Raw genomic sequence first — 20,160 nt, 5'->3', positions numbered from 1 at the left:
GGTTGCGGGTCCGGTCACCGATCCAGCACGGCCACGGCCGGCTCGTGGAGGCTCCCCATCCACACGCGGCCGTCGTGCTCGCGCACTCCGGTGACCATGTGGTACGCCGCGCCGTGGTCGGCGGGCCGCACGTCGATGTCGTGCACGAGCACGCCGGTCTCGTCGTAGGCCTGGACCCGGACGGTCTGCTTGGGCTTGGGCTGCAGCCGCTCGGGGATCTTGGTCACCAGCTTGCGCAACGGCATCGGACCGGTCTGCAGCCGTTCCACCAGCGGGTCGATCGGGCTGGCGATGGTGATCCAGATCAAGCCGTCGGTGCCGCGCGCGATGTTGTCGGGATAGCCGGGCAGGCCCTGGCAGAGCAGGTCACGCATCCCGGCGCGGTTGCCGGTGAGCCAGCGGCGTACGACGGTCCGCGCGCCGGTCTCGGCAACGCAGACGAAGTCCTCGGCGGCCGACAGCGCGACGCCGTTGGCGAAGGCCAGCCCGTCGAGGACCACCTCGATGGTGCCGTCGGTCGAGAGCTTCATCAGCCGACCGGTGCGGGTGTTCTGGACGAAGTCGTCCTTCCACTGGTCGATGCCGTACTTCGTGGAGGAGTCGGAGAACCACACGGTGCCGTCGGAGGCCACGGCCGCGTTGTTGCAGAAGACCATCTTGGTGCCGTTGACGCTGTCGGTGACCGCCTCGACGGCTCCGCTGGCGGTGTCGACCCGCAGCAGGCCGCGGCGGGCGTCGCAGACCAGCAGCCGGCCGTCGACGTCGAGCTCGATGCCGAGGGGCCGTCCACCGGTGTCGGCGACCCGGTCGACCTTGCGGCCGTCGTGGCTGACCCGGAAGATCGCGCCGTCCTCGGTGCCGGTGAAGACCGCACCTTCGTCGGGACCGCTGGTCGCCACCACCACGTCCTCGGCGCCGGAGCCGGGCACGGGGATCACTGAGAAGGTCATGCGCACACCCTCGCGTACAACGGCGAGACAAGGAAGTTCGCCAGCACCAGGCGCGCCGAGACCGTCAGGTCGAGCCCGACCGCGACCTCGGGGTCCACGAAGACCATCTGCCGCCCTTCGTGGCACTCGACCTCGGTGACGTCGGTGCCGGCCACGAAGAGCTGGAACGCGTCGGTCTCCCCGCACGCCTCGCTGAAGAACTGGAACTCGCCGTACAGCTCGAGGGTGCCGAGCGCGAGCCGGACCCCTGTCTCCTCGGCCAGCTCGCGGTAGGCGGTCTGCTCGTAGCTCTCGCCGGCCTCGCGGTGCCCGCCGGGAAAGCCCCACTTCTCAGGGTCGATCCGCGGGTGACCGTCGCGCTCCTGGAGCAGGACCCAGCCACGACGGTCGACCAGGGCGACGCTCGCGAAGTGATGCATCCGGTGAGGCTAGCTGTTCCTCTTCATGAGGTTGTTCACAGCAGATCGAACAGCGTGGACTCGTATCCGAGGACACCGAGGCGAGTGCCGATGCCCGCCGAATCCGGTTACGACTTGTCGGCGACATCCTGCCGCTGGAGCCATTCGAGAATCAGGCGAGTGGCCGCTTCCGGCAGCTCCTGCTGGATCCAGTGGCCACAGTTCAGCTCCACGACCTCGACGCGCGGTACGAACGCCTCAAGGTTCGGCGCCCTCATGACCGTGTCACGTGCGCCGTAGATCATCAGCGCCTGCTGGCGGACAATCGGGTCGACATCTTCCATCAGCTCCCAGTTGCGGTCCACGTTGCGGTACCAGTTCACGCTGGGAGTGAAGCCCGACGCCTCGAACGCGTCAACGAACACCGCCAGCTCGCCGTCGCTCATCACAGGGTCGCCGCGTGGAGTCTCGGCGTGTGCGAGGTTGATCAGCGGCATGCCCGGCTCCGGCTCGGCCGCGGGCTCGTTCTTGCGGTAGAGGTTGCACAGGAACTGGCGCGCGTTCGCGTCGAACACGGCGTCGGCCACCCCGGGCTGGCGGTTGAAGTGGACGAAGTAGGAGTCGCTGCCGACGATCGCCTCGATGAACGCGAGGGGTGGCACCTCACCGCGCTCCATGTACGGCACGCTGAGCGCGATCACCTTGTTCACCCGGGTGGGATGCAGCACGGCTGCGCTCCACACCACGTTTGCGCCCCAGTCGTGGCCCACGAACGTGGCGTCCTCGTATCCGAAGTGATCCAGGAGGCCGACGAGGTCGCCGCAGAGATGCGAGATGTCGTAGTCGGAGACCTCGGCGGGGCGGGACGACTTGCCGTAGCCGCGCTGGTTGGGGGCGATGACGTGGTAGCCGGCGTCGGCGAGCGCACCCATCTGATGGCGCCACGAGAAGGCCAGCTCCGGCCAGCCGTGGCAGAGGATGATGGGATTGCCGACGTTCTCCTGCCCGGCCTCGAAGACTTCGAGCTCAATGCCGTTGACGGCGATCATGCTCGGTTGGGCAAAGTCGATGGTGTCTGACACTGCGTTGTCCTTTCAGTGACGTGCCGATGCGCGCGGTGTGGCGGTCGGTCGATGTGACCGTAGAAGCCATCGCGGACAGGAACTGTCCGCGATACCGGGCAGACTGGGAACATGTCGGCTGACCCCACCGGGCGCGCGCTCACGCTGCTCTCGCTGCTCCAGACCCACCGGTTCTGGCGCTGTGCGGAGCTCGCCGAGCGCCTCGACGTGACCGAGCGGACGGTGCGCCGCGACTTGGACCGTCTCCGGGAGCTCGGCTATCCCGTCGCCGCCACCTCGGGCAGGTACGGGGGATATCGCCTGGAGTCCGGAGCGCACATGCCGCCGCTCATGGTCGACGATGACGAGGCCGTCGCGCTCGCGGTGGGGCTCCGCCTTGCGGCCGTCGCCGCCATCGACGGCATGGAGGAAACGTCGCTGCGCGCCCTCACCAAGATCGAGAGCCTGCTGCCACATCGACTTCGCAGGCGGGTGGCGGCACTGCACTCCAGCGTCACGTCCGTGCCGTCGCCCACCGGGCAGGACCTGGTCGACCCAGATCTGCTCAGCGCGCTTGCCGCGGCGTGCCGCGACCATGAATTAGCACGCTTCGACTACCGCCCCGGCGAGGGCATCGACACTCGACGCCTGGTCGAGCCGCATCGGCTCGTCACGGCCGGCCGCCGATGGTACCTCCTTGCGTGGGACCGGGACCGCGACGACTGGCGCACCTTCCGGCTCGACCGACTCGCGCGCCCCTGGGCGACTTCGGGTCGCTTCACGCCCCGCGAGATCCCCGGCGGCGACGCGGCAGCGTACGTCGCCCGCGCCATTGGCTCGATCCCCCGTGAGCGGGTCGCCACCCTCACCCTGGGCGCCGAGCTCGACGACCTCACTGACGTGCTCCGGTGGGTGGACCACGGGGTGGTCGAGACCACGACCGGGGCCACGGTGATCCAGATCCGTGGCGAGGACCATGGGCGGCTGGCCATGACGGTCGCCCGCATCGCTCTCACCACATCCGTGCGCGTGATCGAACCCGCCGACCTCGCGTACGCCGTCAAGCGCCTCGGCGCCCACCTCACACCAGCATCGACCATGACCGCGACGACATCAGTGGACAGATGACCGCGCCGGTGCCCGCACTGAGTCTCGGCACCGCCGCGAGATCGCAGCGCAACTCCATGCCGCTGGGGGCGCCTACGAGTGGATTGGCGAGCAGGTCGGCGTCACGGCGGAGGCAGTCGAGGGCCCTGTGAAGTACCGCCAGCGCCGCCGGCAGAGTCCCGACGTGTCAACAACGTCGTGAAGGAACGCACTTAGCCGTGCCAGGGTGGGCGCATGTCTCGGCTGCGCCTCGTCGCTCCCCTGCTCGCGTCGGTGCTGGTCGGCGGGTTGTCCGCCCCGGCGAGCGCCGACAGCGACGTCACCGGCTTCGCGCTCGGGAGCGCCTACAACCGGCTCGTGGAGAAGAACGCCCACGCACTGACGACCCTGACGGTCGCCGGCATCGGGATCACCCCCGACGGCGCGGGCGTGGCGGCGCCCAACCGCGACCTGCGCCGCCTGCTCGGGACCGCCGACGACCAGGGCCTGCGCGCCGAGCTGCTGCTGAGCAACTACAGCAACGCCCTCGAGGCCTTCGACCCGCGCGCTGCCAGTCGGATGCTGCGCAGCCCGGCCAAGACCGACCGGGTCGCGCGCCGGGTCGCCGGCTTCGTACGCCGCCAGGGCTGGGACGGCGTCAACGTCGACCTCGAGCGCGTCCGCCAGGCGGACGCCGACGGGCTGGTGCGCCTGCTGAGGCGGCTCCAGGAGCTGATGCCGCCGAAGAGGACGGTCTCGATCGACGTCAGCGCCTCGACCACCCTGAAGGCCTACCGGGCCCACGGCTACCGGCTGCGCGCCATCGGACGCGCCGCGGACGTCGTGGTGCTGATGGCCTACGACATGCACGGACCGACCTGGTCCGAGCCCGGGCCGATCGGGCCCCTGAAGTGGCAGCGCCAGGCGATCGCCGCGGCCCGCCAGGCGGTGCCCGCCGACCGGCTCGACCTCGGGGTGGCCGGCTACGGCTACAGCTGGCCACAGGAGGGCACCGGTCGCTCGCTCACCGTCGCCTCCGCCCGCCGGCTCGTGAGGACCGACGGCGCCCGCGCCGTGTGGCACGAGGCGTACGGCGAGTGGAGCGCGCGGCTCTCCAACGGCACCGTGCTCTGGTGGTCCGACGGCCGCTCGTGGGACCTGCGTGCGGAGCTGGCGGCACAGCGCGGGCTGCACGGCCTCGCGCTGTGGCGGCTCGGCTCGGCCGACACCCTGCCCTGAGGCTCCGAGGGCAGCTAGAGGCGGGCGACGTAGCGCCGGCCCCGCAGCGCCTCCTCGACCAGCCCGACCGCCCGGCGGATGCCGAGCAGCCGCGACTCCTCGAGCTGGAAGGTCTGGATCGCGGCGTCGATGACCTCGTCGGAGGCGACCTCGCGCAGGTCGGCCCGCGCCTCGCTCAGGCCGCGACGACAGGCCGCCTGGCCGGCCTCGACGTACAGCACCGCGAAGCGGGCGAGCACCACCACGTGGCGACGCAGCCCGGGGTAGCCGCGGTAGTCGGCCGGGCACAGGTCGAGCAGCCAGCTGGCCGCGGTCCGCTCCCAGTCGGGGGCGTCCGGCGGGCGCACCTGCGCGGGCCAACCGGGCGGAGCGACGCAGGGGGTCATCCCCTGAGGTTACTCGAACACCTGTTCGATCGCAGCTCGGGACTTCACGCGTGAGACGCTCAGCTCGCCGGAGCGTAGATCTCGACGTTGTCGAGCTCGACGCCGTCGTCCTCGAACTCCACGTCGGCCACGACGACACCAGCCTGGAGGTCTTCGACGGTGCCGGGCGCGTCAGAGTCGCTGCGCGACACCTCTCCCCCGTCCTCGACGTCCTCGACGTCCTCGAAGGTGATCTCGGTGTCGTCGGTGACCGTGCCGGTCACGTCGAACCCGGCGGCGGCGGCGATCACCAGCACGCCGGTGAGCGAGTCGAACGAGGTGATCGTGCCCAGGACGTCACCCTCGTCCTCGTCGCCCTCGCCGTCGTCGTCACTGTCGACCACGCAGTCGTCGACAGCCGCGTCGTCCTCGTCCTCGTCCGCCTCGCCGTCCTCGTCGGAGTCCTCGTCACCATCGGCGACGCCGTCGTCATCGGAGTCGGAGTCGTGCGAGCTCGCACCGTGCTCGTTCTCGTCCTCGTCGGCGACCGAGTCGTCGTCACTGTCGTCGTCGTCGGCCACGCAGGACTCGCTCGAGTCGTCCTCGTCCTCGTTGTCGAGGCCGTCGTGATCGGCGTCCTCATCCCCGTCCGTGGTTCCGTCGTCGTCGGTGTCGCGGTCACGGACCCGTGTGCCGCGCAGACCGTCCTTGACCTCGTCGCCGTCGTCGGCCCCGTCGTTGTCGGTGTCCTCGTCGCGGATCTGCGTCCGGAGTCGGTACTCCGCAAGGTTGGACAACCGGTCGTGGTCGAAGTCCTTGCGGGCATCGGCGGCACTGTGCGGGTTCATCCCGTGGACGCGCTCCCACCGGTTGGGGATGCCGTCCTGGTCCGAGTCGCGGCCGCCCGGCTCGGCAGCCACGGCACCGGAGAAAGCACTTGTGAGCAGGAAGGCGGCGGCTGTCGCGGCCGACAAGGTGATCGAGCGTGTCATCAGGGGACCGATCTGTTGGGGGGGGTGTAGCCGACTGTGTCGAGTTGATCAATCATGACGAGCCGACAGTAGCGAAGCGGCAACCCCCCTGGGGGGTTCATGAGGGGACTCTCATGTTGCGCTCGGCCGGGCTCACGACCCCCGACGAGCCTCAGGCGGTGATGAGGCTGAAACGGACCTCACGGTCGGGGTTGTCGACGTTGAGGTCGACCAGGCACACGCTCTGCCAGGTGCCGAGGGCGAGCCGGCCGCCGATCACCGGGACCGTCGCCGAGGGCGGGACGAACGCCGGCATCACGTGGGAGCGGCCGTGTCCGGGAGAGCCGTGCCGGTGCTGCCAACGGTCGTCGGCGGGCAGCAGGTCGCCGAGCGCGGCGAGCAGGTCGTCGTCGCTGCCGGCGCCGGTCTCGATGATCGCGATCCCGGCAGTGGCGTGGGGCACGAAGACGTTGAGCAGGCCGTCGCCGTGTCCCCGCACGAACGCCTCGCAGTCCCGGGTCAGGTCGAGGACGGTCTCCTCGCTGCCGGTGCGGTAGCTCCTGGTCTCGCTCAGCATCAGGCGACCGCCCCGCTCGACGGGTTGTCGATGCCGCCCGCGCACGATGCGTTGGGCTCGGGGGCCGTCTCGCCGGCGCCGAACCGCTCGATGAACAGCTCCAGCCGCGGGTCGTCCGCACCGGTGAGCTCGAGCTGACGGCCCCACACCGTGACGACCACCGGCGCCCGGAGGTCGTCGTACGGCGAGAGGATGCCGTTCTGCGGCAGGACCTCCTCGAGCTGGGCCACCGAGTCCTCGTCGAGCCCGGTCTCGTAGGTGATCCAGACCGTCCCGTGCTCGAGGTCGTGGACGACGTTCTCCTCGCGGACCGGCTCGTCGTAGACCCCGCAGTCGAGCCAGGAGCCGCTGTGCGGACCGCCGATGGCGGGCGACTGCGGGTAGTCCTGGTCCTCCTCGGTGTGGTCGGGCACGAGGTCGTCGAAGCTCTCGACCGCGTCGAGCGTGGGCTCGCCGGTACGCGGCTCGGCGTCGTCGCTGGAGACCAGGAGCGGCACGAGAACGGCTCCGGCGATGACCACCAGGGCGCCCAGCAGCCCGAGGACGAGCGCGAGCGTGTGTCCCTTCCGTGGCGGCGGACCAGCCTGCGGCACCCAGCCGGGAGGAGGCTCGGCCGGCGGCGGACCGGTCGGGAAGGGCGAGTAGGCCTGGTACGCCGGAGGCGGCCCCGGCGGCGGCGGACCGAGTGGGGGCGGGCCGGGCGGCGGGCCAACGGGCGGCGGGCCAGGCGGCGGAGGCTGCTCCGACATCAGCCCTCCAGCGCGCGCTCGATGCGCTCGACCTTGGCGGCGAGCTGACCGGTGTAGCCCGGGCGGATGTCGGCCTTCAGCACCAGACCGACCCGCGGGGACACCTCGGCGACGACCTCGACGGCGCGCTTCACGACGGCCATCACCTCGTCCCACTCCCCCTCGATGTTGGTGAACATCGCGTTGGTCTCATGGGGCAGCCCGGACTCGCGCACGACGCGCACCGCGGCCGCGACGGCCTCGGTGACGCTTCCGGTCTCGTCGGCCGACATGGGGCTGATGCTGAACGCCACGATCATGCCGCCACGGTAGCCAAGCGCCCGCAGCCTCGCTCAGCCGGCCAGCACGCCCTCGACGAGCGTGCGCAGGTGGCGGGCGCAGCCGTCACCACCGCTCCCGGGGTCGCGCTCGCTCCCGGACCGGTCGGCGTCGCGCCGGGCGCCGATGGCGCGGTGTGGGTCGTGAGCGGCGGCGACGGGTCCTCCCCCGGCACCCTCACGCGGATCCCCGCGCGGCGGTGACGAGCCCGACCTGACCACGGAGGTCGCGGGCGTTCCGCTGCGGGTGGTGGCGGCGTACGGCTCGGTCTGGGTGACCGCCTTCCGGGGCGAGACGCTGGTGCGCGTCGACCCGGACTCCGGAGAGGTGCTCGGCGAGACCGCGATCGGCGCCGGCCCCGAAGGCGTCGCGGCCGGCTTCGGCTCGATCTGGGTGGTTGCCCAGGACGCCGGGCCCCTCGTTGAGGTCGACCCGGAGACGGTACGCGTGCGGGACCGGGTCGAGATCGGCGTCGGAGCCCGGCTGGTGACGGTGGGCCGCACGGCGGTCTACGTCTCCCACTTCGCCGACGACGTCGTCCTCCGGCTCGACCCCCGCACCCGGGAGGTCACCCGCAGCGCCAAGATCTGCGACGGCCCCCAGGGGATGCAGGTCGTCGACGACCGGCTCTGGGTCTCCTGCACCTACGCCGACCAGGTGCTCGCCCTCGACGCCACCACCCTCGAGGTCGAGACGTCGGTGTCCGGCGCGACGTCGCCGGACGCGATGACGAGCACGCCCGACGGCCGGCTTCTGGTCGTCGCGGAGTCAGGACCGACCGTCGTGGCCATCGACCCGGCGACCGGCGAGGTCCTCTCGAGCACGGTCCTCGGCGCCGCGGCGCCCCTCTATGACCGCGCCAACCTGGGCGTCGCCGTGAGCGGCGGGCAGGTCTGGATCTCGTCGTTCGGCGAGGACCTCGTCCGCCACGTTCCGCTCAGCACCCGGTGACGCTGAGCGACCTATCCCCTGGTCACCCCGGCGGCTGAGCGCGGGTCAGTAGGTCGCGAGGCCGGTGCGGAACGCCTCGAAGGTGGCAGCGCTGGAGTCGATGCGCCAGTCAGCCTCCTTGAGGTGGGAGAACCAAGTGGAGCCCGCGACCTCGGGGTGTGCCTTCAGCGACGCGAACATGTCGGTGACCCACTGCACCTTGTCACCGCCGGCCTCGGGCGACCCGACCTCGCCGACGAAGAGCGGCTTGGTGGTGAAGCTGCGCAGCTCGGCGACACCGTCGTCGAACACGTCCCAGAAGGACTGCCACGGCGCGCCCGCTTGGACCCCGCCCCAGTTGTAGCCGTCGAGGGCGACCTGCTCGACCTGGCTGTCACCGGGGTAGAGCGAGCGCAGCGGGGTGCTGCCGTCGTAGGGGACGTTGGGCGACCAGGACCACGAGACGTTGGAGACCTTCTCGCGGGCGAAGACCGCCCGCACGTGGCGCCACGCCGGGGCGTAGTCGCTCGCCGTGTTGCCGTTGACACCCGCCGCCCAGGGGTACCAGCTGCCGTTCATCTCGTGGGCGAACCGCAGCGTGACCGGCTTGCCGTAGGCACGGATCTGACGCGCCCACGTCGTGACGTAGGCGTCATGGCTACCGGCCGTGATGGCGTCCAGCGAGTACGCCGGCTGGTCGACGCCGCGGGCTGGGTCCCAGGGCTCCCAGGTGATGACGGGCGTGGCGCCGAACGACGCGACAGCGGCGGCCTGGGTGCTCGGGAAGCCGGTGCCCGACGCCCACGCGACGTACCACATGACTTGCGTGGGGCGCCGGCCCAGCGCGTCGGAGAGCTGCTGCAGGGGCGCCATGGTTCCGGGCACGTCGGGCAGGCTCACGCCGAACGTCTGCTGCGGCGCCACGACCGGCGGCTTGCGCGGGGCCGACATGGCCGTCCCGGAGAAGACCGGGAGCAGGAGCAGCAGTACTGCTCCCACCAGGAAGAGCAGACGGCCCGAGATGCGCAACATGTCACCAGTCTGTGGCACCTCTGTGGATCCGGTGGCGCTTTGGAGAAAGCGCGACGCGGGCACCCCTCAGTCGAAGGGCGCCCGCGTCGGGAGGTGCTGATGCGGGGTCAGCCCTTGCGAAGGTTCCGCAGGACGTACTGCATGATCCCGCCGTTGCGGTAGTAGTTGGCCTCACCCGGGGTGTCGATGCGGACGACCGCGTCGAACTCGACGTCTCCCGCCTTGACCTTGACCGTCTTCGGCGTACGACCCTCGTTGAGCTCGGTGATCCCGGTGATCGAGAACTCCTCCTCGCCCGTGAGGCCCAGCGACTCCGCGCTCTGGCCCTCGGGGTACTGCAGCGGGATGACGCCCATGCCGATCAGGTTGGAGCGGTGGATCCGCTCGTAGGACTCGGCGATGACCGCCTTCACGCCCAGCAGCGACGTGCCCTTGGCCGCCCAGTCGCGCGACGAGCCCGAGCCGTACTCCTTGCCGGACAGCACCACCAGCGGGGTGCCGGCCGCGAGGTAGTTCTCGGACGCCTCGAAGACCGACGTCACCTCGCCGCCGTTGGTGAAGTCACGCGTGACGCCACCCTCGGTGCCCGGCGCCAGCTGGTTGCGCAGCCGGATGTTGGCGAACGTGCCGCGGATCATGACCTCGTGGTTGCCGCGGCGCGAGCCGTAGGAGTTGAAGTCGCGGTGCTCGACGCCGTGCTCGGCGAGGTACGTGCCGGCGGGCGAGTCCTTCTTGATCGCACCGGCCGGGCTGATGTGGTCGGTCGTGACCGAGTCGCCCAGCTTGAGCAGCACGCGCGCGCCCTCGATGTCCGAGACCGGCTCGGGCTCGTCGGGCATCCCGTCGAAGTAGGGAGGCTTCCGGACGTAGGTCGACTCCGGGTCCCAGGCGAAGGTCTTGCCCTCGGGGGTCGGCAGCGACTGCCACTGGGCGTCGCCGGCGAACACGTCGGCGTAGCCGTCGTCGAACATCTCGGAGGTGATCGCGCCGGCGATGACGTCCTCGACCTCCTTCGAGGTCGGCCAGATGTCCAACATGTAGACGTCGTTGCCGTCCTGGTCCTGGCCCAGCGGGTCGTTGAACAGGTCGACGTCCATGGAGCCGGCCAGCGCGTAGGCGACGACCAGCGGCGGGGACGCGAGGTAGTTCATCTTGATGTCCGGGTTGATCCGGCCCTCGAAGTTGCGGTTGCCCGACAGCACCGAGACGACCGCGAGGTCGTTGTCGTTGACGGCCTGGCTGACCTCGGGGATGAGCGGGCCGGAGTTGCCGATGCAGGTGGTGCAGCCGTAGCCGACGAGGTTGAAGCCGAGCTTGTCGAGGTACGGCGTGAGGCCGGACTTCTCGTAGTAGTCGGAGACCACCTTGGAGCCGGGCGCCAGCGTGGTCTTGACCCACGGCTTGCGCTCGAGGCCCTTCTCGACGGCCTTCTTGGCGAGCAGCGCCGCGCCGATCATCACCGACGGGTTGGAGGTGTTGGTGCACGACGTGATCGCCGCGATCGTCACCGCGCCGTGGTCGAGCTCGAACTCAGTGCCGTCGGCCAGGGTCACCTGGGCCGGGTTGCTCGGCCGCCCGGCGCCCGGCGCCGGGTGGGCGTGAGCGAGCTCGTTGGGCGCGGCCTCGCCGTGGCCGTTGGCCGGGGAGTCGGAGGCCGGGAAGGACTCGGCGACGGCCTCGTCGTACCCGTTCTCACTGTTCCCGTCACTGGCGGAGTCGTCGACGTAGTCGGCGAGCGCGGTGCGGAAGGACTCCTTGGCCTCGGACAGCGACACCCGGTCCTGGGGGCGCTTGGGCCCGGCCAGGGACGGCACGACGGTCGCGAGGTCGAGCTCGAGCTTCTCGCTGAAGCGCGGCTCGGCGTCGGGGTCGTGCCAGAGGCCCTGCTCCTTGGCGTAGGCCTCGACCAGCGCGAGCTGCTCCTCGGAGCGGCCGGTGAGCTTGAGGTACTTGGTGGTCTCCTCGTCGATCGGGAAGACCGCGATCGTGGAGCCGAACTCGGGGCTCATGTTGCCGATGGTCGCGCGGTTGGCGAGCGGCAGCACCGAGACGCCGGGGCCGTAGAACTCGACGAACTTGCCGACGACGCCGTGCTTGCGCAGCATCTCGGTGATCGTGAGCACCAGGTCGGTGGCGGTGGCGCCCTCGGGGAGGTCGCCGGAGAGCTTGAAGCCGACGACGCGCGGGATCAGCATGGAGACCGGCTGGCCGAGCATGGCCGCCTCGGCCTCGATGCCGCCGACGCCCCAGCCGACCACGCCGATGCCGTTGACCATCGTGGTGTGGGAGTCGGTGCCGACACAGGTGTCGGGGTAGGCCTGAAGAATGTTGCCGCGCTCGCCGTCCTTGATTTCACGGGTGAAGATCGTGCGGGCGAGGTGCTCGATGTTGACCTGGTGCACGATGCCGGTGCCCGGGGGGACGACCTTGAAGTCGTCGAAGGCGCCCTGGCCCCAGCGCAGGAACTGGTAGCGCTCGCGGTTGCGCTCGTACTCGATCTCGACGTTGCGCTCGAAGGCCTCCGGCGTGCCGAAGACGTCGGCGATGACGGAGTGGTCGATGACCATCTCGGCCGGCGCGAGCGGGTTGATCTTGGCCGGGTCGCCGCCCAGGTCGGCCATCGCCTCGCGCATGGTGGCGAGGTCGACGACGCAGGGGACGCCGGTGAAGTCCTGCATGATCACCCGGGCGGGGGTGAACTGGATCTCCTTGCTGGGGTCGGCGTCCGCGTCCCAGCCGGCGATCGCCAGGATGTCGTCGGCAGTGATGTCGGCGCCGTCCTCGGTGCGCAGGAGGTTCTCCAGCAGCACCTTGAGGGAGAACGGCAGGCTCGCGACCGCGTCCTCGGACAGGCCCTCCCCGGTCACGGCGTCGAGACGGAAGATCTCGTAGGACTTCCCGTCCACGTCCAGCGTGCTCTTGGCTCCGAAGCTGTCCTGGCTGGCCATCAAGCCGTCTCCCTCGTCGTTGAGTCGCGTCCTTGCTCCGGCCCATCTTGCCGCCGCGTTGGCGAACCGGGGTAGTAAGGCGTGCCTTACCTAGAGCGGCGTAACTGTCTTGACATCAAGATACATGACATCGAGCCATCGCTCAACCGGCGCGCTCCAGCAGCACGACACACTCGACGTGGTGCGTCATCGGGAACAGGTCGACGGGCCTGAGCGTGAGTGCGATCGCTTGCGACTGGCTGTACCCAACGGGCAAAATTGCCCTCTGACCTGCAGCGATGCCGCCCGTGAGGCCTGAGGTCGTGAGCACGCCGCTGCGGGAGTTTGCCAATCAAAGCGAGCCCATTCCGAGCCCTCCTATCAGCGGAAACCGACAGCCGCAACAACCGCAGTTCAGATCGCACCACGAGCGCAGGCCTCGAGGTACTGATCCATCACCGCCGCCGGGATCCGACCGCGGTCGGACACTACGATGTCGTGCGCGGATGCCCAGCGACGTACGGCGGCCGGGGTCGGCGGTGCGGGCGCGAGCGGCGGCGCCGCTTGGACTGCTCGTAGGGCGAGGTCGCCGACCATCTCCTCGGCCAGCCCGACGCGCGCAGCCCCCAGGAAGCGGTAGGTCCACTCCTGAGCGAGCTTGCGGGTCTCGCAGAAGACGATGGGCACGGTCGGGAACCGGATCTGGCACTCGGCGATCCCGTCGGCCACGACACTCGGCCGGACATGATCGAGCTTGAAGACCTCGGAGTAACGCTCCTCGACGACCACCGCTGCGCGCGGGATCGCAGCCAACTCGGTGAGCTGGAACTTCAGCTTTCCGGTCGTCAGCGAGGTCACGAGATCGGCCAGGGACTTGCGCTCGACCGTGGCCTGCAGCAGCCCGTCGACGATGAGTCCGTAGTCGCCGGCACTGAGCGGCTGGCGTCGGGTCGTCGCCTGCCGGTCGGCGAACGTGAACGGATAGCGCTCACGGATGTCGACAGCGATCTCCAGGTCGGCGACACCGCTGGCGCGGGCGCCCGGCAGGGCCACCGCTGGCCGCGCCTGCTTGGCGGTGCGGGCCGTCTGCCAAAAAATCATCTGCCGTCCGCGGGCATTGGTGATGATGATCTGGGAGCGGTTCTCACGGCCACGGTCGAGCACGAGGTCGATCGCGGCTCCTCGTCGTACGCATGACCGCACCGGCACCCGCTCGACGATCTCGGCGTCATCCGGCCACTCCTCGACCCGGTGGCAGTAGACCTTGCCGGTGCGCGGCCAGGTGTCCTTCGCCTTGAGGATGATCCCGTCCCCGAGCGGGATGCGGAGGAGGTAGGGCAGCGTTGATCCAGGTTCGGCGTTGCGGGCGATCACGAAGTCGTCGGGCATGGCTACAGCTCCCCCGCCGTAGCGAGACGATCGAGCGAGTTCTCCGCATCGGGCACCTCGAGCAGCAGCGCGCGATCCTTCTTCGCCGCGGCAACCATCGCCCGCAACCGCTGCCGGTCCTTCTTCGTGAGCTTTTCGTTCCTGAAGTCGCGGGCTGTGAGCAGCCCGGCGAGAATGACGAAGTCGCGCCGGTGCCGACCGAGACCGGGGTCGCCTGCGTTGCTGAGCGCTGCCGCCTTGCCGACCAGTGCGCCGACGAGGTTGGGACGACGTACCGATCCTTCGCGGCCAGCGACAGTCACCGCGACGGTCTCGCTGCGCAGCAGCGCCTGGGTCCCGCCGGCCGTCGGGAGGGTCGGGCTGCCGGTGACACCAGGACGCAGGCTCGCGCGCTCGCCAATCCCGTCCGGAAGCAGCACGTCGAGCGACGCGTCGCCCCGGATCCAGCGATGCTGAAGTCCCTCGGCCGAGATGCCGGAAGAAGTGAACCCGAGGTCGGTCAACGTCCTCGTGAAGGTAGCGAGCATCGTGGGGTCGGCGCGAACGTCGATCACCGTGTCAGCGTCGTTCGTCGGCCGCACCGGGAACTGCCCCCGTTCGGCGCAGTGCAGGTGGACGAGTTGACCGCCGATGAGGGTCCAGCCGTCGGCAAGCCGCTCGTGGAGGTCAAGCAAGCCCATCCACGAGGCGGTCTGCTCGGGCGGCATGGGCGGTAGGAAGATCATCACTCGCCTGCCTTCCACTCCAGTGCGAGCTCGTGCAGCAGTTCCGCAGCCCGGGCCTCCTCGCGCGGCCCGCGGTGTTCGGCGAGATCGGCGGCAAGCCGGAGCCGCGAGTCCGGGTAGGGGTACTGCCCGTCGGAGACGACGTGGAGCACGACGTTCGCATCTCGATCGGACTCGACCAAGAGGTAGTCCTTGAGGATTCCCTCCACGAGCGACTCGGCGAGATATCCCTCCACGTCGGGCGAGGCGATGCCACTCGAACCCAGGTCGACGATCATTGCCCAACGCTCGTCAGCCCTGAGATCGGCAAGGTCGGCCGGCGCTGCACGCAGCAGGCGCCGTCCGGCCCTGTTGCGCAACACCGACCGGAGCGACACCACAAGTTGCCTGATGACTTCCTCATGGGCGACGGGCTCCGCGGCCGGCTCGAGCAAACGCTGCAACCGCATCCGCACCCGCGCCGACACCGCAGGCCCGCTGACGCCTACCAGGTCGCTGTCGTCCTCGGACGCCGCGATGACCGCCCATGCAGAGCGGGCCGAATACGGACGGCCTGCCTTGCTGCGCTCCTGGATACGCAGGAGCGAGCGCTCATCGACCACCCACTGGGAGCCGATCCGCTTAGCGGACAGCGAGCCGTCCGCGATGCGCTGGTGGATCCGGGGCACGCTGACGCCCAGCCGCTCCGCGGCCTGTGCGACGCTGACTGCTCCCATACGCACAATCCTAGAAGAAGTTCAAGGATTGTGGAAGAAGGCTCGGGATTGTCAGAGCGGGCCCAAAGCGAGCCCAACGGCCCGTTCGCGGGGCTCGTGCTCACGAGCCCCGATGACATCACCGCAGGCCGGAGTCGCTTTTCACAAGAAGCGCAACGCACTCCACATGGGAAGTCATCGGGAACAGGTCGAAGGCACGCAGCCGGGTCAGCGAGTAACCGTGCTCGGCGAAGATCGCCACGTCGCGGGCCAGCGCGGCCGGGTCGCACGCGACGTAGGCCACCGCACGAGGGGCGCGCGCCACGACCTGCTCGACCACCTTGCGCTTGGCGCCCTCGCGCGGCGGGTCGAGCACCACCAGGTCGAACGGCTCGTCGTGCACCTCGCCCCGCAGGACCTCGTCGACTCGGCCGGCGGTCGCGACGAGCCCGGGGCAGTTGCGCTTCGACAGCTTGGAGGCGTCGGCGTCGCCCTCGATCGCGACCACCCGGCCCGACTCCCCCACCGCGTCCTTGAGGAAGCGCGCGAAGAGCCCCACGCCGGCGTACAGGTCGAGCGCCCGCTCACCGGGCGCCGGGCGTAGGTAGTCGAGAACGGTGTCGACCAGCACGGTCGGCGCTCCCGGGTGGACCTGCCAGAAGCCGTCGTCGGCAACATCGAAGGCGTGCGGCCCCACGACGTACGTCGGACGCTGCGGCGCCTCGATCAGGCACTCGTCGATCTCGACGACCTCGTGCGAGCGGTGCTTGCGCATCCCCCGGCGGCCGCCGGGCAGTCCGACGTAGCGCTGGCGAGTGCGCCAGTGCAGACCGTCGACGTCGCCCGGGACCGGCTCCACAGTGACGTCGAGGTCGAGCCCGGCCAGCCGGGACAGCTGCTCGCGGACGACAGCGGCCTTGAGCTCGCGCTGCCGTGCGAGCGTGACGTGCTGGAAGTCGCAGCCGCCGCAGAGTCCGGGGCCGGCGAACCGGCACGGAGCGGTGACCCGGTCGGGCGAGGGCGCGAGGACCTCGACGGCGTCGGCGCGCCAGAACTTGTCGCCCTCGGTGCCCTCGGTGATCTCGAGCACGACGCGCTCGCCGGGCAGCGTGTGGCGCACGAAGACCACGCGGGACTCGGGCTCCGGCAGCCGAACGATGCAGTGGCCGCCGTGCGCGACCGGACCGACCTCGGCCTCGAAGCGCTCGCCGACCCGCGAGGCGCCCTTGGCCTGGCGCTCACGGGGCCGGCGCGACTGCCGCCCCGGATGGGGTGGGCGCGGCGTCACGGCTGGATCTGACGGTCGCTGCGGTCGGAGACCCGGCCGCGACGCAGGTCGCCGGCGCGGACGCGGGCGTCGTCGCGCTCCTCGCGCTCGCGGGCGATCTGCGAGGAGCGCAGCTGGAACGGCACCGAGATGACCATGACGCCGGGCGTGAAGAGCAGGCGCCCCTTGAGCCGCAGCGCGGTCTGGTTGTGCAGGAGCTGCTCCCACCAGCGGCCCACGACGTACTCCGGGATGTAGACCGCCACCACGCCGCGCGGGTTGGTCTTGCGGATCTCGGTGGCGTACTCGACGATCGGCCGGACCAGCTCGCGGTAGGGCGAGTGCAGCACCTTGAGCGGGACGTCCATGCGGCGCTCGTCCCACTCTTCCAGCAGCCGGTTGGTGGCCGCGGAGTCGGTGGCGACGTAGACGCCCTCGAGGATGTTGGGGCGGGTCGCCTTGGCGAACGCCAGCGCCCGCAGTGTCGGCTTGTGCAGCTTGGAGACGAGGACGATCGCGTGCACGCGCGTCGGCATGAGCTTGTCCTCCTCGTCGGCGGCGAGCTCGAGCTGGACCTTGTCGTAGTGGCTCTTGATGCCGCGCATGAGGACGAAGAAGAAGATCATCGCCAGGATCGTGATCCAGGCCCCGGCCAGGAACTTCGTGATCAGCACGATCACGAGGACCACCGCCGTGAACGTCAGCCCGACCGCGTTGATGGCGCGGGAGCGCATCATCCGGCGTCGCTCGGCCGGGTCGCGCTCGGTGGCGAGGTGACGGGTCCAGTGCCGGATCATGCCGAGCTGGCTGAGGTTGAAGGAGACGAAGACGCCGACGATGTAGAGCTGGATCAGCCGGGTCACCTCGGCGTCGAAGGCGAGGATCAGGATGATCGCCATCACCGCGAGGAACACGATCCCGTTGCTGTAGGCGAGCCGGTCGCCGCGCGAGCCCAGCGCCCGCGGGGCGTAGCCGTCCTGGGCGAGGATCGACCCGAGCACCGGGAAGCCGTTGAACGCCGTGTTGGCGGCCAGCACCAGGATCACCCCGGTCACGCTGACCACGAAGTAGAACCCGGGCGAGAAGTCGAGGAACACGGCGCGCGCGATCTGGGCGATCACCGTGTGCTGGTCGTAGTCGTCGGGCAGCGGCTTGCCGTCCATCGTGAGCCGGTCCAGGTCGTGCGGGTCGACGTAGCGCAGCCCCATCTGCTTGGCCAGCACGATGACGCTGATCATCATCGTGATCGCGATGACACCGAGCAGCAGCAGCGTGGTGGCGGCGTTCTGGCTCTTGGGGCGGCGAAAGGCGGGGACCCCGTTGGAGATCGCCTCGACCCCGGTCAGCGCGGCACAGCCCGAGGAGAACGCCCGGGCCAGCAGGAACAGCAGGGCGAACGTCGTCAGCGGGCCGTCGAGTCCCGGCGCGGGCTCGATCGACAGCCCGGCGCTCTCCACCTGAGGCAGGGTGCCGACCGCCAGGCGATAGAGACCGATCGCGCACATCCCGAGGATCGCGACCATGAAGAGGTAGGTCGGGATCGCGAAGATGGTGCCCGACTCGCGGATGCCACGCAGGTTGAGCGCCATCAGGACCACGACGAGCACGGCCGCGAAGGTCGCCTCGTGCCCACTGAGCGCCGGGATCGCGGAGGCGGCGTACTGCGCCCCCGACGAGATCGACACGGCGACGGTCAGCACGTAGTCGATGAGGAGGGCGCTCGCGACGGTGGTGCCCGCGGCGGCGCCGAGGTTGACGGTGGCCACCTCGTAGTCGCCACCGCCGCTCGGGTAGGCGTGGACGTTCTGGCGGTAGGAGGCGATCACGGCCGCCATGACCAGGGCCACCGCGATGGCGATCTTCCACGACCAGATGTAGGTCGACGCGCCGGCCAGCGACAGCATGATGAAGACCTCGTCGGGCGCGTAGGCCACGGAGGAGAGGGCGTCGCTGGCGAAAACGGGCAGGGCGATCCGCTTGGGGAGAAGGGTCTCCCCCAGCTGGGAGCTTCGCAGCTTCCGTCCCAGCAGGATCCGTTTGGAGACGTCGCCGACACCCACGAGCGGAAAGGCTACGGCACGGACGCCGGACCCGGCTCATGGCAGTACGGTTGCGTCGTGCATGTCGTGATCATGGGTTGTGGCCGGGTCGGCTCGACCCTCGCCCGCAGCCTCGAGGACCGCAACCACACCGTGGCCGTCATCGACAGCGAGCCCGACGCCTTCCGGCGCCTGGGGCCTGGCTTCAACGGCGACAAGGTGACCGGCTACGGCTTCGACCAGCAGGTCCTCGAGAAGGCCGGCATCCGCCGGGCGGACGCGTTCGCGGCGGTCTCCAGCGGCGACAACTCCAACATCATCGCCGCGCGAGTCGCGCGCGAGACCTTCGGGATCCAGCAGGTCGTGGCCCGCATCTACGACCCCGGTCGCGCCGAGGTCTACCAGCGTCTCGGCATCACCACCGTCGCCACGGTGAAGTGGACCGCCGACCAGGTGCTCCGCCGGATCCTGCCCGTCGGCGCCGAGCCCGACTTCCGCGACCCGTCCGGCACCATCCGCCTCGACCAGATCCCGGTCACCGAGGCCTGGATCGGCCACCGCACGGTGGCCTTCCAGATGCAGTCGCGCAGCCGCATCGCCTGGATCGACCGGCTCGGCGAGGGCATGCTGCCCTCGCGCGACTCGGTGATCCAGGAGGGCGACCTGCTGCACCTGGTGATGCGCGAGGAGAACGCCGCGCACACCTACCAGGTCATCGAGCGCGGACCGGAGGAGGAGTAGCCATGCGAGTTGCCATTGCGGGAGCCGGAGCGGTGGGCCGCTCCATCGCCCGGGAGCTGATCGGCAACGGCCACGAGGTCCTGCTCATCGACAAGAACCCCGGCTCCATCCACCCCGAGCGGGTCCCCGACGCCGAGTGGCTGCTCGCCGACTCGTGCGAGCTGTCCTCGCTGGAGGAGGCCCGCCTCGACAAGTGCGACGTGGTCATCGCCGCAACCGGCGACGACAAGGCCAACCTGGTCACCTCGCTGCTGGCCAAGACCGAGTTCGGCGTGCCCCGCACGGTGGGCCGGGTCAACCACCCCAACAACGAGTGGCTGTTCACCGAGGCGTGGGGTGTCGACGTCAACGTCTCCACCCCGCGGATCATGTCGGCGCTCGTCGAGGAGGCCGTCACCGTCGGCGACCTGGTGCGGCTCTTCACGTTCCGCCAGGGCGACGCCAACCTGGTCGAGATGACGCTGCCGGCCGACTCGCCCTACGTCGGCAAGCCGTCGGGCCTCATCCCGCTGCCCGACAACTGCGCGCTGGTCACCATCCTGCGCGACGGCCAGGTCTACGTGCCCGACCCCGAGCAGCCGGTCGAGGCCGGCGACGAGCTCCTGTTCGTCGTACCCGATGCCGGCGAGGACGAGCTCGAGCGCCTGCTCGCCCCGTCCCACCACGGGGGCAAGACCGGCTGACCCAACCCACGGTGGTTG

General features: G+C 70.1%; 21 protein-coding genes. 6 read left to right on the top strand and 15 right to left on the bottom strand.

Annotated elements, in window-relative coordinates; translation table 11 throughout:
* Positions 1-14: 14 nt before the first annotated feature.
* The 3 genes from BLR90_RS02595 to BLR90_RS02585 form a co-directional block, all read right to left on the bottom strand.
* Positions 15-950, bottom strand: a complete 936-nt coding sequence (locus tag BLR90_RS02595; RefSeq protein ID WP_091022279.1) for an SMP-30/gluconolactonase/LRE family protein — start codon at positions 948-950, stop codon at positions 15-17.
* A complete protein-coding gene (locus tag BLR90_RS02590; protein ID WP_091022277.1) occupies positions 947-1,369 on the bottom strand; it encodes an NUDIX domain-containing protein in 423 nt (140 codons plus the stop codon). Before BLR90_RS02590 ends, BLR90_RS02595 begins: the two co-directional genes overlap by 4 nt.
* A gap of 107 nt (positions 1,370-1,476) precedes the next feature.
* Positions 1,477-2,430, bottom strand: a complete 954-nt coding sequence (locus tag BLR90_RS02585) for an alpha/beta fold hydrolase (protein ID WP_091022275.1) — start codon at positions 2,428-2,430, stop codon at positions 1,477-1,479.
* Positions 2,431-2,541: 111 nt separating this feature from the next.
* On the opposite strand from BLR90_RS02585, the gene BLR90_RS02580 reads away from it, so the two are divergent.
* Together BLR90_RS02580 and BLR90_RS02575 are read left to right on the top strand one after the other, a co-directional pair.
* Entirely contained in the window at positions 2,542-3,537 is a 996-nt protein-coding gene (locus BLR90_RS02580; protein ID WP_091022273.1) for a helix-turn-helix transcriptional regulator, read from the top strand.
* 213 nt (positions 3,538-3,750) lie between these two features.
* On the top strand, positions 3,751-4,734 hold the full coding sequence (locus BLR90_RS02575) for a glycosyl hydrolase family 18 protein (protein WP_091022271.1): 984 nt from the start codon (positions 3,751-3,753) through the stop codon (positions 4,732-4,734).
* A 14-nt stretch (positions 4,735-4,748) separates the two neighbouring features.
* On the opposite strand, the gene BLR90_RS02570 is transcribed toward BLR90_RS02575, so the two are convergent.
* From BLR90_RS02570 to BLR90_RS02550, 5 genes are all read right to left on the bottom strand, one after another.
* On the bottom strand, positions 4,749-5,120 hold the full coding sequence (locus tag BLR90_RS02570; RefSeq protein ID WP_091022269.1) for a hypothetical protein: 372 nt from the start codon (positions 5,118-5,120) through the stop codon (positions 4,749-4,751).
* 59 nt (positions 5,121-5,179) lie between these two features.
* The gene (locus tag BLR90_RS02565; protein ID WP_091022267.1) at positions 5,180-6,091 is read right to left on the bottom strand and encodes a hypothetical protein; all 912 of its coding nucleotides are present in this window, start codon (positions 6,089-6,091) and stop codon (positions 5,180-5,182) included.
* A gap of 151 nt (positions 6,092-6,242) precedes the next feature.
* Positions 6,243-6,647, bottom strand: a complete 405-nt coding sequence (locus tag BLR90_RS02560) for a secondary thiamine-phosphate synthase enzyme YjbQ (RefSeq protein WP_091022265.1) — start codon at positions 6,645-6,647, stop codon at positions 6,243-6,245.
* On the bottom strand, positions 6,647-7,396 hold the full coding sequence (locus BLR90_RS02555; protein ID WP_143016081.1) for a thioredoxin-like domain-containing protein: 750 nt from the start codon (positions 7,394-7,396) through the stop codon (positions 6,647-6,649). The genes BLR90_RS02560 and BLR90_RS02555 overlap by 1 nt, the downstream gene beginning before the upstream one ends.
* Positions 7,396-7,695: an MTH1187 family thiamine-binding protein gene (locus BLR90_RS02550; protein WP_091022261.1), complete on the bottom strand. Its 300-nt coding sequence runs from the start codon at positions 7,693-7,695 to the stop codon at positions 7,396-7,398. The genes BLR90_RS02555 and BLR90_RS02550 overlap by 1 nt, the downstream gene beginning before the upstream one ends.
* A 69-nt stretch (positions 7,696-7,764) precedes the next feature.
* Between BLR90_RS02550 and BLR90_RS20850 the strand changes: the two genes are divergently transcribed.
* A complete protein-coding gene (locus BLR90_RS20850) occupies positions 7,765-7,917 on the top strand; it encodes a hypothetical protein (protein ID WP_170254200.1) in 153 nt (50 codons plus the stop codon).
* Between the two features lie 46 nt (positions 7,918-7,963).
* Positions 7,964-8,665: a Vgb family protein gene (locus tag BLR90_RS02545; protein WP_170254201.1), complete on the top strand. Its 702-nt coding sequence runs from the start codon at positions 7,964-7,966 to the stop codon at positions 8,663-8,665.
* A gap of 45 nt (positions 8,666-8,710) precedes the next feature.
* Here the strand turns inward: BLR90_RS02545 and BLR90_RS02540 are convergent, their stop codons facing one another.
* The 7 genes from BLR90_RS02540 to BLR90_RS02510 all read right to left on the bottom strand — a co-directional run bounded on the left by BLR90_RS02540 (position 8,711) and on the right by BLR90_RS02510 (position 18,739).
* Positions 8,711-9,676, bottom strand: coding sequence for a glycoside hydrolase family 26 protein (locus BLR90_RS02540; RefSeq protein WP_091022257.1), 966 nt, complete (start codon positions 9,674-9,676; stop codon positions 8,711-8,713).
* 107 nt (positions 9,677-9,783) lie between these two features.
* Complete coding sequence (locus BLR90_RS02535; RefSeq protein WP_091022256.1) at positions 9,784-12,624, bottom strand: aconitate hydratase; 2,841 nt, start codon at positions 12,622-12,624, stop codon at positions 9,784-9,786.
* 393 nt (positions 12,625-13,017) lie between these two features.
* A complete protein-coding gene (locus BLR90_RS02530; RefSeq protein ID WP_091022254.1) occupies positions 13,018-13,992 on the bottom strand; it encodes an ERCC4 domain-containing protein in 975 nt (324 codons plus the stop codon).
* 2 nt (positions 13,993-13,994) lie between these two features.
* A complete protein-coding gene (locus tag BLR90_RS02525) occupies positions 13,995-14,699 on the bottom strand; it encodes a hypothetical protein (RefSeq protein WP_143016080.1) in 705 nt (234 codons plus the stop codon).
* A gap of 17 nt (positions 14,700-14,716) precedes the next feature.
* Entirely contained in the window at positions 14,717-15,433 is a 717-nt protein-coding gene (locus BLR90_RS02520; RefSeq protein WP_091022250.1) for a helix-turn-helix domain-containing protein, read from the bottom strand.
* Between the two features lie 118 nt (positions 15,434-15,551).
* The gene (locus BLR90_RS02515) at positions 15,552-16,700 is read right to left on the bottom strand and encodes a class I SAM-dependent RNA methyltransferase (protein WP_091022249.1); all 1,149 of its coding nucleotides are present in this window, start codon (positions 16,698-16,700) and stop codon (positions 15,552-15,554) included.
* Positions 16,697-18,739: an APC family permease gene (locus BLR90_RS02510; RefSeq protein WP_091022247.1), complete on the bottom strand. Its 2,043-nt coding sequence runs from the start codon at positions 18,737-18,739 to the stop codon at positions 16,697-16,699. The genes BLR90_RS02515 and BLR90_RS02510 overlap by 4 nt, the downstream gene beginning before the upstream one ends.
* Before the next feature lie 72 nt (positions 18,740-18,811).
* Between BLR90_RS02510 and BLR90_RS02505 the strand changes: the two genes are divergently transcribed.
* Complete coding sequence (locus tag BLR90_RS02505) at positions 18,812-19,459, top strand: potassium channel family protein (protein WP_371863142.1); 648 nt, start codon at positions 18,812-18,814, stop codon at positions 19,457-19,459.
* A 2-nt stretch (positions 19,460-19,461) separates the two neighbouring features.
* Positions 19,462-20,142, top strand: coding sequence for a potassium channel family protein (locus tag BLR90_RS02500; RefSeq protein ID WP_091022243.1), 681 nt, complete (start codon positions 19,462-19,464; stop codon positions 20,140-20,142).
* Positions 20,143-20,160: the final 18 nt, after the last annotated feature.

Source organism: Nocardioides szechwanensis (assembly GCF_900103935.1).
In the GTDB taxonomy this organism is placed as follows: Bacteria; Actinomycetota; Actinomycetes; order Propionibacteriales; family Nocardioidaceae; genus Nocardioides; species Nocardioides szechwanensis.
Note: the sequence above shows the minus strand (reverse complement) of the source record. Positions and strands in the feature narration are given on the sequence as shown.